This is a genomic window from Rhizobium indigoferae (genome assembly GCF_034554815.1).
Lineage (GTDB): Bacteria > Pseudomonadota > Alphaproteobacteria > Rhizobiales > Rhizobiaceae > Rhizobium > Rhizobium leguminosarum.
Genome location: NZ_CP140635.1, coordinates 4,110,321 through 4,126,466 on the forward strand (window position 1 = coordinate 4,110,321; position 16,146 = coordinate 4,126,466).

Here is a 16,146-nt window from a genome sequence, read left to right on the forward strand (position 1 = left end):
TTCCGATTTTCGGGGTTACGCGCTAGCCGCCTGAGGCAGAAAGCTCCGGTTCCGTTCCCGGCAGGTACGGAACCATTGGGAACACCCGGACAGGACCTCCGTCCGGGTGTTTCCCGTCACATCAGGCTCATCCCGACCGCGCGGACGGGTTCGCAATTTTGCTGTTGCGGGGAGGAAACCCCGGTGATAGTTTCCGCGCAAATAACAGGGGAGCTCCGTATCGCCGGGGCTGAGATGTGAGGTGCAAGCCTCTGGACCCTTCAAAGCTGATCTGGGTAATGCCAGCGGAGCGAGGTTCAGATGTTCTCAGGCGCACAGGTGTCACTCTATCCGATGTCCGGCAATTTCGTCGGCATCATTCTTGATGCCGTCAAGGCGCTCGACCCCTATCGCGACCGGCTGCGCATCGAGACCGATGACATCTCCACGCTGCTGGTCGGCCCGCCTGACATTCTCTTCGCCCCCATGCACGATCTATTCGTTGCCGCTGCGAAGACCGGCGAGCATTGCGTCCTGTCCGCCGCCGTTTCACGTGGCTGCCCCGGCGAGCCCGACGACGTCATCTGCGGCGTCAATCCTTCCCTCGGTCAGGCGGAGCCGCTTGCCGAGCGTATAACAGCCGCACTTGCCGCCGTTGAAACCACCACCGAGACCGGCCAGCCGACCGCTGCGCAATTCTCGCTCTACGTCATGGGAACCGGTACCCATATGGACGAGATTTATGGCTGCATCGACTTCCTGAAGCGCTCCGGCACCTTCGACCGTGCCAAGAATTTCTGCACCAGGCTTTCTGGCGATGCCGGTGCCGTCTTCGCAACCATTCGTGAGGCCTTCTATCGCTTCGGCGACCCCGAGGGACATGTTACCCTCGACATCACGGCGTCTGCCAATAGCCCGACGAAAGCCTGAAATCGAACGCTGATGACACTGCCACAACCATCGGCTTCGCGCCTTGCCGCGCTCCGCGCCGCTCTCTACCGGGGCATACCCGCCTTGCTGGCCGGCTGCGTCTTTTTGGCGGCATGGGAACTCTATGTCGATCTTTCCGGTATCAAACCTTCCATCCTGCCGGCGCCTTCGCGCATCGTCATCCAGGGCTGGCTGAACCGCGAGGCGCTGATATCAAACACCTGGCCGACGCTCGGCGCGACACTCGGAGGTTTCGCGCTGTCGCTGGCCTTCGCCTTCGCCGCCTCGATCCTCATGGATTTCGTGCCCTTTATGCGCCGGGCATTGCTGCCGATCTTCATCGCCAGCCAGACCCTGCCGCTGGTGGCGATCGCGCCCCTCGTCGTCCTCTGGTTCGGCTTCGGCCTGTTGCCGAAGATCCTGCTGGTGGCGCTCGTCACCTTCTTCCCGCTGCTCGTCGCCTTGCTGCAGGGCTATGAATCGACCGACCGCGACATCGCCGAATTGCTGAATTCGATGAAGGCGAGCCGCTGGCGCATTTTCCGCCTGGCACGGCTTCCCTCCTCGTTGCCCTATTTCTTCGCCGGCCTCAGAATCTCGATCACCTACGCCGTCGTCGGCGCGATCTTTGCCGAATATGCCGGCGCCGCCCGCGGCCTCGGCATCTATATCCTCAACGCCAAGAACAATTTCCGTCCCGATCTCGTGCTCGCCGCCGTCGTCATCAGCGCCGTTCTGACACTCTGCCTCTTCGGAGCGACGCTATTGATCCAGCGCCTCGTCATGCCCTGGCAGCCAACCGCGGAGCGGCGCCGATGAGCGATGCAATGGTTGAACTGCACAGTATCTCGAAGTCCTTCGACGGCATGAAGGTGCTGGGCGATATTTCGCTCGCCGTCGCAGACGGCGAGTTCGTTTCGATCGTCGGCCCCTCCGGCTCCGGAAAATCGACGGTGCTGCGACTGCTGACCCAGGCACTGCGCCCCGATGCCGGCACCATGCTTTTTAAGGGCGTGCCGCTGGAACAGGCGCCGCATTCCTTCGCCTTCATGCCGCAACGCGATGCGCTGATGCCCTGGCGCCGGATCATCGACAATGCGGCACTCGGTCTCGAGGTGAAAGGCATGAGCCGCCGCGCGGCCCGCGCCGCCGTCGCGCCGCTGTTCGAGAGCTTCGGCCTTGCCGGCTTCGAACACCATTATCCCTCCGAACTGTCAGGCGGCATGCGCCAGCGCGCCGCGCTGCTGCGCACCGTCGTCCAGACCCAGGACATGCTGCTGCTCGACGAGCCTTTCGGCGCGCTGGACGCGCTGACGCGCACGCAGATCCAGGAATGGCTGCAGGGCATGTGGACCGAACACCGTTGGACGGCGCTGCTGATCACCCACGATGTTCGCGAGGCCGTGTTCCTCTCCGACCGGATCTACGTGCTTTCGGCCCGTCCGGCGCGTATCATCCGCGAATTCCGCGTTCCCCTGCCCCGCCCGAGAAGCATTGCCGATCTCGGCTCGCCGGCGGCCCAGGCGATCGAAACCGAAATCCTGCAAACCCTGCTTCATCCGCTAGAACAGGATGATTTTAGGCCGGTCGGCCTCAAATCTGAATCCTGTTCTGATTTAAAGAGTTAGAGCATGATGTCGTCCGAAAACCGCTCACACTTTTCGGCATCATGCTCTAGAGACCTGAGGAGGTCACCATGCTGCTTCTCACCCGTCGCCAGACGATCTTCGCCGCCATCGCGGCAAGCCTCGCCGGCCGTACCGCCCTCGCCCAATCGGCGCCCGCAAAGGTTCGCATCGCGCTCGACTGGACACCCAACACCAACCATATCGGCATCTATGTCGCCAAGGCGAAGGGCTTCTATGCCGATGCCGGGCTCGATGTCGAGATTCTTCCCTTCACCGACACCAGCGCCGGAACGCTGGTGTCCAACGGCGTCGCCGATTTCGGCATCAGCAGCGAGATCGAGACCCTCACGCAGCGCGCTGGCGGCGGTGACGTGAAGATGGTCTACGGCGTCGTCCAGACAGAAACCGCACGCCTGATCTTCAAGGGCGGACGCGACGACATCAAGAGCCCGAAAGACCTCGACGGCAAGACCTATGGCGGCTTTGGCGGCACCTGGGAGAGCGCGCTGATCTCCGCGATGATCCGCAATGACGGCGGCAAGGGCGACGTCAAGACCGTCACTCTCGGCACCTCCGCCTACGAGGCGCTGGACAATGGCTCGATCGATTTCACGCTGGAGATCTACACCTGGGAAGGCATCGCCGCCGAACTGGAAAACCGGAAGATCGGCCGCTTCCACTATTCCGATTATGGCATTCCCGACGAGCAGACGACGGTCATCGTCTCCAGCGACGCCTATCTCTCCGCAAGTCGGGAACACGCTCGCGCCTTCATCCAAGCGACACGAAAGGGTTATGCCTACTCCGTCGACCATCCCGACGAAGCCTGCGAGCTGCTGATCTCTGGAAGCAACGGCGCACTGATGAACACGGAACTGGTAAAGGCTTCTCAAAAGGCATTGATCGAGGGGCACTTCCTGAAATCCGAGGCCGGCGTGATTGGTGCGCTCGACCCGGCAAAGGCCGAGGCCCTCGGCGGATTCCTGATGGAGAGTGGCATTCTGGTCGATGCGAATGGCGCCGCACTCAAGGAGAAGCCGGACTTTTCCACCTATTATACCAACGAACTTCTCGACTGAGCCCACCCCTGCCTTGCCCGTCGCGGCTTTCCACTGCAAAATAGCAGACACGGATTCAGATCTTGGGCCGATCCGGCCTAAGAGCTGAATCCGTATCTACATCAAAGAAGTGGAACATGATGTCCTTCGAAAGCCGCTCACACTTTTCGGCATGATGCTCTGGGCAAGGTGGAGAGGCAGGATGCGACAACAGGAGAGACTGGCCGGAGCGGACTTTCTGCGCGCGACGGCCTGTCTGCTGGTGCTCGCCCACCACTTCGCGCTGCGGCTGGATATGCGCAGAATCCCTGACGAACTCGGACCGACCGCACATATCCTCCGCTTCGGCAATTTCGGCGTCGCCATCTTCTTCGTGCTCAGCGGCTTTCTTCTTGCCCATCCCTTCTGGCGCGCGCTCGACGCCGGTAGCGCCATGCCGAGCCTCCGCCATTACGCGATCCGCAGGGCGGCGCGCATCGCTCCGGGCTTCTGGTTCGCCGCCACCATCGGCTTCGCTCTCAGCCTGACGCTGCTTGCCCTGCCGCTGACGCCGGAGCTTGTGCTCCGCTACGTCTCCGGGCTGCTGTTCATGAGCCAGTGGCATTGGCGTACCTTGTTTCCTGTCGAAGCCGACGGGCCGCTCTGGTCGATTGCCTTCGAGGTCACCAGCTATGTGCTCCTGCCGATCTGCTTTCTCCTGCTATTTCGTTTGCCCCTCCTGAGGCGGCGCCCGTTGCTTGCCCGCTTCGCCTGGCTTTGCGTCATCGCAGCCGTACTTCTCGCCCATGTGCTGATTCTGGCCTTATTTCCGCTCGACGACATCGGACGCGGCTGGCAGTACGGCCTGCAGGGCGGCGCGAAGGAGTGGATGCCGAGATATAATCCGATCGGCTTCTTTGCCGTCTTCGCGCTCGGCGCGCTTGCCGCGAGCGTCGAGGTCATGCTCCCAACAAGGCGCGCCTCCTGGTTCGATGTTGTATCGCTCCTGGCGATCGCGGTTGCCGGCTACCGCCTCGTCATATCGCCCGGCGGCTCCGACGAGGCTTACGGCTGGCTCGAAATCCCCTACGGTTTTCCGGTCTTTCCGCTGGCGGTCGCAACGGCGCTCGTTTCGCTCAGCCATTCGCAACTCCTGGGCAGGCTGTTCGACAACGCTCCTGTCCGCTACATCGCAAAGATCTCCTTCGGCATCTATATCTGGCAGGAGATCATCCTGATATTGATCCAGAGACTCGACCCGGGCTCGTTTGGCTTTTCCTCGGAAAATGTCGTCGCCGGCTGGCTGCAATCTTGTGGGCTGGCGGCGGCGCTCATCCTTCTGGTCGCGAGCCTCAGCTACTTCCTGCTGGAAAAACCGGCGATCGATTTCGGCAACCGGCTGACATCTCGCCTACCCAATCGGGCTACTCCTTTCAAAGTATAAATTCCCCATAAGTGCAACTACAGGCATTAAGGTTAACGCGAAATACTCCCATTTTTGGCGTCTTTAGGGTTATCAAATTCATATTTATACCGATGACAAACGATACGTGACCATGTATCTGTCTCACTGCTGTTCAGTATCGCATCTAAACTTGTGGACCTTGCGTAATGAATGCTTTTACTTCGAAGACGAATTCACGCTTCGATCCGTCTCAGCGTCAGGACAAAACCAAGACCCTGGTTATAGCGAACTCCAACATTCGCCAGCCGGATAGCTTTTCCCCTGTAGAAAGAAAAATGGCGTTGCGGCTGGCCATGAAGCGGTTGATCGACATCGTCGCCTCAGTCAGCGCCCTCCTCGTGCTGGCGCCGCTTTTTCTGGCCATCGCTCTTTTCATCAAACTCGACGATGGCGGTCCGGTGTTTTTCCGCCAGATCCGCTGGGGGCTGAACGGCCGGAAGATCACGGTCTTCAAGTTCCGGTCGATGCGCGCCGAAGCTTGTGATCCGAGCGGCGTTCAACAGACCGTCAAGGGCGACAGCCGGGTGACAAGCATCGGCGCGGTGCTCCGCAAGACCAATATCGACGAGCTGCCGCAGCTTTTCAACGTCCTCAGGGGCGAGATGTCGCTGGTCGGCCCGCGCTGCCACGCCATCAACATGCGGGCAGCCGGCAAGCTCTACGAAGAACTGGTGCCGGACTACCATCAACGCCACATCATGCGCCCCGGCATCACCGGTCTTGCGCAGACACGCGGTTGGCGGGGCCCGACGGCGCGATCGCTGCAAGCCCGCGCCCGCATCGCTTGCGATATCTATTATGTCAGGAATTTCAGCCTGCTGCTCGACCTGAAGATACTGCTCAGGACGGTCGTCATCGAGCTGCGCGGCGGTACAGGCTTCTGAGATGAACTTTGCGCGTTGCAAAAGCGGCGATATCCACCGCTTGTTCATTTCAAGCCACCAGTGGCGCTGTCTTCCGCCCCCTAAGAGATGGAACGGACACAAAAAAGGCGGCTGTTACAGCCGCCTTTCATCGTCATAGTCGATTGCGATCAGTCCTGTTGAACGATACCGCTCAGATGCGTCATTTCCATGATGAAGTGCTCGAGCTTCGACTTATGCTCGTGCAACTCGGCATGTTCGAGTTCCCTACGGGCGGCCTCGATGCGGCGGGTCAGCTCGTCCTTTTGGAGTTCTTCGACCGGAACTGCAGATTCAGCAAGCAATGTACAGCCGGTCGGCAGGATATCAGCAAAACCGCCGAACACCACATAGTCCTGTTTCTTACCGGAGGCGAATCGCACGCTTACGACACCAGGCTTGATCGTCGTCATCGTCGGAGCATGGTTTGCCATGACCGTCATTTCGCCTTCGGTCGCAGGAATGACGACCTCAGTCACCATCTCCGACAGCAGCAGGCGCTCCGGTGAAACGAGCTCAAAGTTGAAATTGTCAGCCATCAGTGACTTACCTTCTCGGCTATGGCTTTTGCATCTTGCAATTTTGTCCCGCAGAACGGGCAGTGCAGTATCGCTTGATCGAGATAACCGAGGCCTTCCTCGCTCTGGACAAGACCTACCACCATCATCAGCACGCCATTATCGGCGCGATAGACGGTGGGAGCAGCTGGTTCCGGAAGATCCGCCACGACCCCCCTCAGAGAGTCGCAGCAGAATATTTCGTCTAGCGCGTCGCTCATCAAGCAGCTACGAGCTTCTTGGCCTTCTCGACAGCTTCGTCCATAGAGCCGACCATGTAGAAGGCGGCCTCCGGCAAGTGATCATATTCGCCGTTGACGAGGCCCTTGAAGCCCTTGATCGTGTCTTCAAGAGCAACCAGTTTGCCCGGCGATCCGGTGAAAACTTCGGCGACGAAGAACGGCTGCGACAGGAAGCGCTCGATCTTGCGGGCGCGGGCGACGGCAACCTTGTCTTCTTCGGACAGTTCATCCATGCCAAGGATCGCAATGATGTCCTGGAGGGCCTTGTAACGCTGCAGCGTCGACTGGACCTTACGGGCGACTTCGTAATGCTCTTCGCCGACGACCAACGGGTCGAGCATGCGCGACGTGGAGTCGAGCGGATCGACGGCCGGGTAGATACCCTTTTCAGCGATCGAGCGCGACAGAACCGTCGTTGCGTCCAAGTGAGCGAACGAAGTTGCCGGCGCCGGGTCAGTCAAGTCGTCGGCCGGAACGTAAATGGCCTGGACCGAGGTGATCGAGCCGGTGGTTGTCGTCGTGATGCGCTCCTGCATCTGGCCCATGTCGGTTGCGAGCGTCGGCTGATAGCCGACGGCCGACGGGATGCGGCCGAGCAGAGCCGACACTTCGGAACCTGCCTGCGTGAAGCGGAAGATGTTGTCGACGAAGAACAACACGTCCTGGCCCTGGTCACGGAAGTGTTCAGCGACCGTCAGGCCGGTCAGAGCAACGCGCGCGCGCGCACCCGGCGGCTCGTTCATCTGGCCGTAAACCAGCGCAGCCTTCGAGCCTTCGCCACCACCGTGCTTGTTGACGTTCGATTCGATCATTTCATGGTAAAGGTCGTTGCCTTCGCGGGTGCGTTCACCGACGCCCGCAAAAACCGAGTAACCACCATGCGCCTTGGCGACGTTGTTGATCAGTTCCATGATCAAGACGGTCTTGCCGACGCCGGCGCCACCGAAGAGGCCGATCTTGCCGCCGCGTGCATAGGGGGCGAGAAGGTCGACGACCTTGATGCCGGTGACGAGGATCTGCGCCTCCGTCGACTGCTCGACATAGGTCGGCGCATCCTGGTGGATGGAGCGCTTGTGGGCGGTAACCAGCGGACCTGCTTCGTCGACCGGCTCACCGATGACGTTCATGATGCGGCCGAGCGTCTCATTGCCGACGGGAACCATGATCGGAGAGCCCGTGTCGGTGACTTCCTGGCCGCGCACGAGACCGTCGGTCGAGTCCATCGCGATGGTACGAACGACGTTTTCGCCAAGGTGCTGCGCAATTTCGAGAACGAGGCGATTGCCGTTGTTGCTGGTTTCCAGCGCGTTCAGGATCTTCGGCAGTTCGCCTTCGAAAGCAACGTCGACGACGGCGCCGATAACCTGTGTGACTCTGCCGACAGAGCCTGTCTTGGGGGTAGCTGCCTCAGCCATTTTCTGACCCTCTTTTCCTAGCCTCAGAGCGCTTCCGCGCCCGAAATGATTTCAATGAGTTCCTTGGTGATCTGCGCCTGACGCTGGCGGTTGTAGCTCAGCGTCAGCTTGTTGATCATCTCACCGGCGTTACGCGTCGCATTATCCATCGCGCTCATCTTCGCACCCATCTCGCCGGCAACGTTCTCGAGGAGCGCACGGAAGACCTGGACCGAGATATTGCGCGGGATCAGATCTTCGAGGATCGATGCCGGATCCGGCTCATATTCGTAGACGGCGCCTGCATGCGCGGCATCTTCGCTCTGTACTCCGCCCGTCGAAGCCGGGATGAGCTGCTGCGCTGTTGGAATCTGGCTGATCACCGACTTGAATTCGGAATAGAACAGCGTGCAGACGTCAAATTCACCGGCCTCGTACATCTGGATGACGCGCTTGCCGATCTGGTCCGCATTCTCGAAACCGATTCGCTTGACGTCGCGCAATTCCTTGCGCTCGATGATCAGAGAAGCATATTCGCGGCGAAGGATGTCATAACCCTTCTTGCCGACGGTAAAGATCTTCACCGTCTTGCCCTCGGCAAGCAGCTTGCGGACATGCTCGCGCGCAAAGCGTGCGATTTGCGAATTGAAGCCACCGCAAAGACCGCGTTCGGCTGTGCAGACCACCAGCAGGTGAACCTGGTCCCTGCCTGTACCGGTCATCAGCGTCGGCGCGCCATCCGCATCGGTGACGGCCTTGGCGATGTTCGCCAGAACCGCACCCATGCGCTGCGAATAAGGCCGGGCGGCCTCGGCCGCCTCCTGCGCACGCCGAAGCTTCGCCGCGGCGACCATTTTCATCGCCTTGGTGATCTTCTGCGTCGCCTTGACGGAGGCGATCCGGTTTTTCAGATCCTTAAGTGAAGGCATCCGTGATCCGTCCTAACTTAGGGCCCGATTACGAGAAAGACTTTGCGAAGCTATCGAGAGCAGCGGTAAGCTTGCCCCTGGTATCATCGCTGATTGCCTTTTCCGTGCGGATCGCGTCGAGGATGGCGGTGCCCTCCGAACGCAGATATGAGAGGAGACCCTGCTCGAACTTGCCGACCGAAGCAACCGGCAGCTTGTCGAGATAGCCGTTGACGCCCGCGAAGATCACCGCGACCTGTTCCTCCGTCTTCAGCGGCGAGAACTGCGACTGCTTCAAGAGTTCGGTCAGGCGTGCGCCACGGTTCAGCAGGCGCTGCGTCGCAGCGTCGAGGTCCGAACCGAACTGGGCGAAGGCAGCCATTTCGCGATACTGCGCGAGTTCGCCCTTGATCGAGCCGGCAACCTGTTTCATCGCCTTGATCTGCGCCGACGATCCAACGCGGGAAACCGACAGACCAACGTTCACGGCAGGACGGATACCCTGATAGAACAGATCCGTTTCAAGGAAGATCTGGCCGTCGGTGATCGAAATCACATTGGTCGGAATGAAGGCCGAAACGTCGTTGCCCTGCGTCTCGATAACCGGCAGAGCGGTCAGCGAACCGGCGCCCATGTCGTCATTCATCTTCGCAGCGCGCTCGAGCAGGCGCGAATGCAGGTAGAAAACGTCGCCCGGATAGGCTTCGCGACCCGGCGGGCGGCGCAGCAGCAGCGACATCTGACGGTAGGATACGGCCTGCTTGGACAGATCGTCGTAACCGATCAGCGCATGCATGCCGTTATCACGGAAATATTCGCCCATGGTGCAGCCGGCAAACGGAGCCAGGAACTGCATCGGCGCCGGATCGGAAGCGGTGGCGGCAACGATGATCGAATATTTCAGAGCGCCGCGCTCTTCGAGCACCTTGACGAACTGCGCGACAGTCGAACGCTTCTGGCCGATGGCGACGTAGACGCAGTAAAGCTTCTCACCTTCCGGACCGTTGTCGTGAATGGCCTTCTGGTTGAGGAAGGCATCGAGAAGGATCGCGGTCTTGCCGGTCTGGCGGTCGCCGATGACGAGTTCGCGCTGGCCGCGGCCGACCGGGATCAGCGCATCGATGGCCTTAAGGCCAGTCGACATCGGTTCATGAACCGACTTGCGGGGGATGATGCCGGGAGCCTTGATGTCGACGCGCGAGCGGCGCGTCGCATTGATCGGGCCTTTGCCGTCGATCGGATTGCCGAGCGCGTCGACGACGCGGCCGAGCAATTCAGGTCCGACCGGAACGTCGACGATGGCGCCGGTCCGCTTGACGGTGTCGCCTTCCTTGATGTCACGGTCAGCGCCGAAGATGACGACGCCGACATTGTCGGATTCGAGGTTCAGCGCCATGCCACGGATGCCGCCCGGGAACTCGACCATTTCACCGGCCTGGACATTGTCCAGACCATAGACACGAGCGATACCGTCACCGACGGAGAGAACCTGGCCGACTTCCGAGACTTCTGCCTCTTTGCCGAAATTTTTGATCTGGTCTTTGAGAATTGCGGAAATTTCCGCGGCGCGGATATCCATCAGCCAACCTCTTTCAATGCGAGCTTAAGGGTAGAGAGTTTGGTACGAAGAGACGTATCAATCTGACGGGACCCGACCTTCACGATCAGACCACCAAGAATTGACGGATCAACCGTGACGGCAATCGTCACGTCTTTGCCGGTAACGCTCTTGAGTGCCACCTTCAATTCGGTTTCCTGCGCTTTCGAAAGCGCATGCGCCGAGGTGACCTCGGCGGAAATTTCACCGCGATGTTTCGCGGCGATGATGCGGAAGGCCTTGATCATGCCCGGCAGGGCGAACAGGCGGCGGTTGCGCGCCACGACCTTCAGGAAATTGGCGAAGAAACCGCTGATGCCGGCCTTCTCGCTGATGGCGACGATCGCCTTCAACTGGTCTTCGGCGGAGAAAACCGGGCTTGCGACGAAGCGCTTCAGGTCGGCGCTCTCATCCAGCATCGTCTGGAAATGGTCAAGATCGGCGGTTACGCTGTCGACGGCGCCCTGCTCGAGCGCCAGTTCGAAAAGCGACGAGGCATAGCGCTCGGCAACACCAGAAGTAAGCTGGGACGTGTCTGCCACTGGCACAAATTTCCCTGATTTCAACCCAAAATCCGGCTCTCGGCGGGCGCCGAACCTATGATCTTGAATTCGTTTTGATTTCCCCCAGAAATCACAAGAGAAGCCTCTTGCTTCTTCCGAAATTCGGGGTCCGTCTAACATAGGATGTACGGACTCGCAACACGCGTAACGCCCGAATATGCCTTTCATATGATTTTCTGTTCGCAAAATTGCGCAATGGCCTGGAAGGAGGCCAGAAATGCCGTCTGCCGGCAGAGAGAGTCACGTCTGGATGAAGCCGAAAACGTAGAGCAGCGGTAGCGCGGCCAAAGCAATCTGCACAACCAGGAGTAAATAGTTGACGAGATTACTCCCCTTATCGGACAGGATCGAGATGATACGGGCAAAGGCAGCCATCGCGAAAGAGGCGCCGAGCGCCATGTAGATCCAGTCCTGGGCGAGCAGGATCGCCGACAGGCCGAAACCGAGATAGAAACCGCCCATCGAGCGTCCCTCGCCGAAACCTTCCGGCCGCCCCTCCTGCGCCTGCAGACCGAGAAGACGGAAAGTCTGCCCCGGCGCGAACATCATGATGAAGCCGGCAAGCGCCGTGAAAGCGGCAGAGCAAAAAGCAAGCTGCTCGCCAAGCTCGGTCGGAAAATAAAACTCCATGCGTCAGCCCCAAATCACCCGGATGAATCAGTGTTTTATGGCATGGGCCGAAAAAGGAGGAAATGGCGTCTAGAGAAAACTCTGCGGATCGATATCCAGCTGCACCTGCACCGATCCGCGCTCCTTGGGTGACTGCGACAGCATCGCCCGCAGGAACCCCTGCATGTCCGAGTTCCGCCGGCCGTGCACCAGGAGGCGGAAGCGATGACGGCCGCGTACCAGCGCGAGCGGCGCTTCGGCCGGGCCGAGCACCGAGATACCCGACACCTGCGGTGCGGCGTTGCGCATGCCGCGCGCATGGTTTTCAGCATCATGGCGGGTTTCGGCAGAAACGATGATCGACGCAAGCCTGCCGAAGGGCGGCAGCACGGCGCGTTCGCGTTCGCTGATCTCGCGCTCGTAGAAGGCGTCGGAATCACCTGATACGATCGCCTGCATGACAGGATGCTGCGGCTGATAGGTCTGCAGCAGCCCATGGCTCTTGAGGCCGGTGCGCCCGGCCCGGCCGGTCACCTGCGACAAAAGCTGGAAGGTGCGCTCGGCCGCGCGGGGGTCGCCATTGGCAAGGCCGAGATCGGCATCGACGATGCCGACCAGCGTCATCAGCGGAAAATTATGCCCCTTGGCGACAAGCTGGGTGCCGATGACGATATCCGCCTCGCCCTTGGCGATCGCTTCCAGCTCCAGCCGCAGCCGCTTCACCCCACCCATAATATCCGAGGAGAGAACGATCGTTCGCGCCTCCGGGAAATGCCGTTCCACCTCTTCGGCGATGCGCTCGACTCCTGGCCCGCAGGCAACGAGATGGTCGAGCGTGCCGCATTCCGGGCAGGCTTCCGGCGTGCGCTCGGCATGGCCGCATTGGTGGCATTGCAGCTGCTTGCGGAAACGATGCTCCACCAGCCAGCTCGAACATTGCGGGCATTGGAACCGATGGCCGCAGACCCGGCAAAGCGTCAACGGCGCATAACCGCGTCGGTTGAGAAAGAGCAACGCCTGTTCGCGCTTCTCCACCGTCTTGCCGATCGCCCGGATCAGCACCGGCGACAGGAAGCCGCCACGCTCCGGCGCATGCCTGCGCATATCGACCAGATGCAGGTCCGGCATCGCCGCATCGCCGAAACGCGTCGGCAGGTGGACGGTGCTGTAGCGTCCGCTCTGCCCGTTGACCTGGCTTTCGACCGACGGCGTCGCCGACACCAGGATGACGGGGAAATCGCCGATTCGGCCGCGCACCACAGCCATATCGCGAGCATTGTAAAAGACGCGATCCTCCTGCTTGTAAGCGGGATCGTGCTCCTCGTCGACGATGATCAGGCCGAGATCCTCGAAGGGCAGGAAGAGTGCCGAGCGCGCGCCCGCCACCACCCGCACTTCGCCGGTCACCGCCTGGCGCCAGACCTTTTCGCGCATGCGCGGCGCAAGATCGGAATGCCATTCGGCCGGCTTTGCCCCGAAGCGGTCCTGGAAGCGCTCCATGAAACTGGCCGTCAGCGCGATCTCCGGCAGCAGGATCAGCACCTGCTTGCCACGTTTCAGCGTCTCGGCAATCGCCTCGAAATAAACCTCGGTCTTGCCGGAGCCGGTCACCCCGTCGATCAGCGACACCGAAAATTCGCCCTTGCGGACGTCGGTAACGATCTCTTCGGCTGCCTCCTTCTGCGGCCCTTCGAGACGTGCGGCGGCAAAATCCGGATCGGGCATCGCCACAACCGGCGGCGGCGGCAGGAATATCGCCTCAAAAATGCCGAGCGTGATCAGTCCGTCGACGACGCTCGTCGAGACGCCCGCCGCATGGGCAAGACCGCTGCGTGTCCAGGAAAAGCCGTCGGAGGCGGTATCGAGCACCCGGGCGCGCGCCGGCGTCATCCGTTCCGGTTCGCCGCCGACGAGCTTCAACCCCTCCACCATCGGTTCCGGCTCGAAGGCGTTCGGCGCCCTCAGCGCCATGCGAGCAACGAGCCCAGGCGGCGAGAGCGTATAGGTCGCCACCCAATCGATGAAATCCCGCATCTCCCTGGAAAGCGGCGGGCAGTCGAAGACATGGCTGATCGGCCGAAGCTTCTTCGGATCGACGCCGTCTTCGCCGCCGTCCCAGACGACGCCGATCACCTGCCGCGGCCCGAGCGGCACCTGCACGACCGAGCCGGGCTCGACCGCCATGCCATCCGGCACCGAATAGGAATAGGGTTTGGGCGCCGGCATCGGCACCAGCACCGGAACCGTTCGGTTCGCGGGCGGTGCCTCGAAAAGCGCGCCAAAGAGATCGGACGAATCTGTGCTCATCGCGCGAGACCATGCCCGCAAATCGATGGAATTGGAACCGCAAAGACGGAGCCACGTACTGCGAGTCGCCGCGGTGATTTAAAGAGTGAAGCTCAGAAATTGAGCTTCACCTGGCAAGGCGGTCGCCATCGCCGGAATAGGCTTCATTTGCCTTGCCATTGCGCTGCCGCAGGCGAATGATCGCCGACGCCTCGCGAGGATTGGGCGGCAGGACGGCGTTCTTCAACGCGATCGAATAGGCGTGTTTCGGATGTTCCAGCACATCCCTGGCATCTCCGCTCTCCACCACCACGCCCTTGCGCATGATCACCACGCGGTCGGAAATATAATAGGCGGTCGCAAGATCATGGGTGATGTAGACGATCGAAACGTTGAGCGCGTCGCGCAGATCCCGAAAGAGATTGACGATCGACATCCGCAGCGATGCGTCGACCATCGAGACCGGCTCGTCCGCCACGATCAGCTTCGGCTCAGGGATCAGGGCGCGGGCGACGGCGATGCGCTGCAATTGGCCGCCTGAAAGCTCATGCGAGAAACGACCTTTTATCTCCGCCATCGACAGGCCGACACGTTGAAGGGCAACGTCGGCAAGCGCCTCTTTCTCGGCCCGGCTCTTCGCGCCCTTGAAGCGATGGGCGGTGGCCAGCAGATACTCGTCGATCCGGGTCAGCGGATTGAAGGCCTCGAACGGATTTTGAAAGACCGGCTGAACCTTGGCCATGAAAGCCTCACGATCCCTACGGGAACGCACCGCCTTCACATCGGCGCCGTCGAAGCGGATGCTGCCCCGATCGACCTTTTCGTTACCGAGAATCATCTTTGCCAGTGTCGACTTGCCGGAGCCGGATTCGCCGACGATCGTGAAGATCTCGGGCTTGTCGGCGGCGAGGGCAAAGCTGACATCGTCGACCGCTTTCATCTTTTCGCGCGAGAAGAAACCGCCGATCGGAAAGAGCTTGGTGACGTGGTCGAGTTCGAGAAGGAAATGGCTGCTCATTGAATCTGGTACTCCCCGGCACGGAAGCACGCGACCCGCCCTCCGGTCGCGCTCGGCAGCATGGCCGGCACCTCACGTGCGCATTTGTCGATCGCGATCGGACAGCGCGGATGGAACCGGCATCCCGAAGGCGGATCCGAGAGTGCCGGCGGCTTGCCCCTGAGGCTCTTTCGCGTCGAGACATCACCGATGCGTGGCAGGCTGCCGATCAGGTGAACGGTGTAGGGATGCTGGGGATTGTCGAAGATCGCCTGCGTCGGCCCCTCTTCCGCCAGCCGTCCCGCATACATGATGGCCAGCCGGTCGGTGATGGCCGCATGCACCGACATGTCGTGGGTCACGAAGATGACCGAGGACTGCAGGCGCATCTGCACTTCCTTGATCAGCGCCAGCACGTCCTGCTGGACGAGCACGTCAAGCGCAGTCGTCGGCTCGTCGGCGATGATGAATTCCGGCTCGCAGACAGTGGCGAGAGCGATCGTCAGGCGCTGGCGCATGCCGCCCGAAAGCTGGTGCGGAAAGGCCTCGAGCACATGCGGATCGAGATGCAGGCGGGCAAGATGCGCCTCGACGCGGGCGCGGAAGGCATCTGGATCGAGGTTCATGTGGCGGGAAGCGAAATCGGTGAAGGCGTGTTTGACCCTTCTGACCGGGTTCAGCACGTTCATCGAGCCTTGCATGATGTAGGAAAGGTGGCGCCAGCGTGCCGCCTTCATCTTGCTCGGTTCAGCATAGACATCGATCGGCCCGTCGGCAAAATTGAATTTCACCGTTCCGCCGACGACGCGCATCGGCGGGCGGATGGCGCCGGCAAGCGTCTTGATCAGCGATGTCTTGCCGCTCGAGGATTCGCCGGCAATGCCGTAGATCTCGTTCCTGCGGATGGTCAGGCTGATATCGTCGACTGCGCGGATCTCCCGCCGCACGCCGAAATAATCATTGACGTAATAACATTTAAGCCCGTCGATCGTCAGTGCATCCTTGGCGTTTTCGGCAAGGGTCAAAGGCTGCGTCCTCATCAGGTTCTGCAT

At 60.8% G+C, this 16,146-nt stretch carries 16 protein-coding genes and 1 riboswitch; of the genes, 6 read left to right on the top strand and 10 right to left on the bottom strand.

Going from position 1 to position 16,146, the window contains the following annotated elements; translation table 11 throughout:
- Nucleotides 1-196: 196 nt before the first annotated feature.
- Nucleotides 197-310, top strand: a riboswitch (TPP riboswitch).
- The 6 genes from U5G49_RS20265 (at nt 301) to U5G49_RS20290 (ending at nt 5,923) form a co-directional block, all read left to right on the top strand.
- The gene (locus U5G49_RS20265; RefSeq protein ID WP_193444636.1) at nt 301-909 is read left to right on the top strand and encodes a YkoF family thiamine/hydroxymethylpyrimidine-binding protein; all 609 of its coding nucleotides are present in this window, start codon (nt 301-303) and stop codon (nt 907-909) included. It overlaps the preceding riboswitch by 10 nt.
- Nucleotides 910-921: 12 nt before the next feature.
- Nucleotides 922-1,728: an ABC transporter permease gene (locus U5G49_RS20270; protein ID WP_018243847.1), complete on the top strand. Its 807-nt coding sequence runs from the start codon at nt 922-924 to the stop codon at nt 1,726-1,728.
- Nucleotides 1,725-2,537, top strand: a complete 813-nt coding sequence (locus U5G49_RS20275) for an ABC transporter ATP-binding protein (protein ID WP_018243848.1) — start codon at nt 1,725-1,727, stop codon at nt 2,535-2,537. Before U5G49_RS20270 ends, U5G49_RS20275 begins: the two co-directional genes overlap by 4 nt.
- 68 nt (nt 2,538-2,605) lie before the next feature.
- Entirely contained in the window at nt 2,606-3,616 is a 1,011-nt protein-coding gene (locus tag U5G49_RS20280) for an ABC transporter substrate-binding protein (protein ID WP_193444635.1), read from the top strand.
- 181 nt (nt 3,617-3,797) lie between these two features.
- The gene (locus tag U5G49_RS20285) at nt 3,798-5,018 is read left to right on the top strand and encodes an acyltransferase family protein (protein WP_193444634.1); all 1,221 of its coding nucleotides are present in this window, start codon (nt 3,798-3,800) and stop codon (nt 5,016-5,018) included.
- A 167-nt stretch (nt 5,019-5,185) separates the two neighbouring features.
- Nucleotides 5,186-5,923: a sugar transferase gene (locus U5G49_RS20290; RefSeq protein ID WP_018243851.1), complete on the top strand. Its 738-nt coding sequence runs from the start codon at nt 5,186-5,188 to the stop codon at nt 5,921-5,923.
- A gap of 149 nt (nt 5,924-6,072) precedes the next feature.
- On the opposite strand, the gene U5G49_RS20295 is transcribed toward U5G49_RS20290, so the two are convergent.
- The 10 genes from U5G49_RS20295 to U5G49_RS20340 all read right to left on the bottom strand — a co-directional run bounded on the left by U5G49_RS20295 (nt 6,073) and on the right by U5G49_RS20340 (nt 16,146).
- Nucleotides 6,073-6,480 (bottom strand): F0F1 ATP synthase subunit epsilon, encoded by a 408-nt coding sequence (locus U5G49_RS20295; protein ID WP_018243852.1) that lies wholly within the window; start codon nt 6,478-6,480, stop codon nt 6,073-6,075.
- Nucleotides 6,480-6,719 (bottom strand): hypothetical protein, encoded by a 240-nt coding sequence (locus U5G49_RS20300; RefSeq protein WP_018243853.1) that lies wholly within the window; start codon nt 6,717-6,719, stop codon nt 6,480-6,482. The genes U5G49_RS20295 and U5G49_RS20300 overlap by 1 nt, the downstream gene beginning before the upstream one ends.
- Nucleotides 6,719-8,155, bottom strand: a complete 1,437-nt coding sequence (gene atpD / locus U5G49_RS20305; RefSeq protein WP_018243854.1) for a F0F1 ATP synthase subunit beta — start codon at nt 8,153-8,155, stop codon at nt 6,719-6,721. Before atpD ends, U5G49_RS20300 begins: the two co-directional genes overlap by 1 nt.
- Nucleotides 8,156-8,178: 23 nt before the next feature.
- Nucleotides 8,179-9,063 carry a F0F1 ATP synthase subunit gamma gene (locus U5G49_RS20310; RefSeq protein ID WP_113543708.1) on the bottom strand — a complete coding sequence of 295 codons (885 nt, stop codon included), beginning with the start codon at nt 9,061-9,063 and terminating at the stop codon, nt 8,179-8,181.
- Nucleotides 9,064-9,091: 28 nt separating this feature from the next.
- A complete protein-coding gene (gene atpA, locus U5G49_RS20315; RefSeq protein ID WP_028734236.1) occupies nt 9,092-10,621 on the bottom strand; it encodes a F0F1 ATP synthase subunit alpha in 1,530 nt (509 codons plus the stop codon).
- Entirely contained in the window at nt 10,621-11,187 is a 567-nt protein-coding gene (locus tag U5G49_RS20320) for a F0F1 ATP synthase subunit delta (protein ID WP_028734235.1), read from the bottom strand. Before U5G49_RS20320 ends, atpA begins: the two co-directional genes overlap by 1 nt.
- A 255-nt stretch (nt 11,188-11,442) precedes the next feature.
- Complete coding sequence (locus U5G49_RS20325; protein ID WP_018243858.1) at nt 11,443-11,832, bottom strand: AGROH133_08824 family phage infection protein; 390 nt, start codon at nt 11,830-11,832, stop codon at nt 11,443-11,445.
- Between the two features lie 69 nt (nt 11,833-11,901).
- Nucleotides 11,902-14,118, bottom strand: a complete 2,217-nt coding sequence (locus U5G49_RS20330) for a primosomal protein N' (RefSeq protein ID WP_065276372.1) — start codon at nt 14,116-14,118, stop codon at nt 11,902-11,904.
- Between the two features lie 106 nt (nt 14,119-14,224).
- On the bottom strand, nt 14,225-15,115 hold the full coding sequence (locus U5G49_RS20335; RefSeq protein WP_018448167.1) for an ABC transporter ATP-binding protein: 891 nt from the start codon (nt 15,113-15,115) through the stop codon (nt 14,225-14,227).
- Nucleotides 15,112-16,146, bottom strand: a complete 1,035-nt coding sequence (locus U5G49_RS20340; protein ID WP_032998539.1) for an ABC transporter ATP-binding protein — start codon at nt 16,144-16,146, stop codon at nt 15,112-15,114. The genes U5G49_RS20335 and U5G49_RS20340 overlap by 4 nt, the downstream gene beginning before the upstream one ends.

Coding starts and splice junctions, on each gene's coding strand:
- U5G49_RS20265 (WP_193444636.1), top strand. CDS start 301: ATGTTCTCAGGCGCACAGGTGTCACTCTATCCGATGTCCGGCAATTTC.
- U5G49_RS20270 (WP_018243847.1), top strand. CDS start 922: ATGACACTGCCACAACCATCGGCTTCGCGCCTTGCCGCGCTCCGCGCC.
- U5G49_RS20275 (WP_018243848.1), top strand. CDS start 1,725: ATGAGCGATGCAATGGTTGAACTGCACAGTATCTCGAAGTCCTTCGAC.
- U5G49_RS20280 (WP_193444635.1), top strand. CDS start 2,606: ATGCTGCTTCTCACCCGTCGCCAGACGATCTTCGCCGCCATCGCGGCA.
- U5G49_RS20285 (WP_193444634.1), top strand. CDS start 3,798: ATGCGACAACAGGAGAGACTGGCCGGAGCGGACTTTCTGCGCGCGACG.
- U5G49_RS20290 (WP_018243851.1), top strand. CDS start 5,186: ATGAATGCTTTTACTTCGAAGACGAATTCACGCTTCGATCCGTCTCAG.
- U5G49_RS20295 (WP_018243852.1), bottom strand. CDS start 6,480: ATGGCTGACAATTTCAACTTTGAGCTCGTTTCACCGGAGCGCCTGCTG.
- U5G49_RS20300 (WP_018243853.1), bottom strand. CDS start 6,719: ATGAGCGACGCGCTAGACGAAATATTCTGCTGCGACTCTCTGAGGGGG.
- atpD (WP_018243854.1), bottom strand. CDS start 8,155: ATGGCTGAGGCAGCTACCCCCAAGACAGGCTCTGTCGGCAGAGTCACA.
- U5G49_RS20310 (WP_113543708.1), bottom strand. CDS start 9,063: ATGCCTTCACTTAAGGATCTGAAAAACCGGATCGCCTCCGTCAAGGCG.
- atpA (WP_028734236.1), bottom strand. CDS start 10,621: ATGGATATCCGCGCCGCGGAAATTTCCGCAATTCTCAAAGACCAGATC.
- U5G49_RS20325 (WP_018243858.1), bottom strand. CDS start 11,832: ATGGAGTTTTATTTTCCGACCGAGCTTGGCGAGCAGCTTGCTTTTTGC.
- U5G49_RS20330 (WP_065276372.1), bottom strand. CDS start 14,118: ATGAGCACAGATTCGTCCGATCTCTTTGGCGCGCTTTTCGAGGCACCG.
- U5G49_RS20335 (WP_018448167.1), bottom strand. CDS start 15,115: ATGAGCAGCCATTTCCTTCTCGAACTCGACCACGTCACCAAGCTCTTT.
- U5G49_RS20340 (WP_032998539.1), bottom strand. CDS start 16,146: ATGCAGAACCTGATGAGGACGCAGCCTTTGACCCTTGCCGAAAACGCC.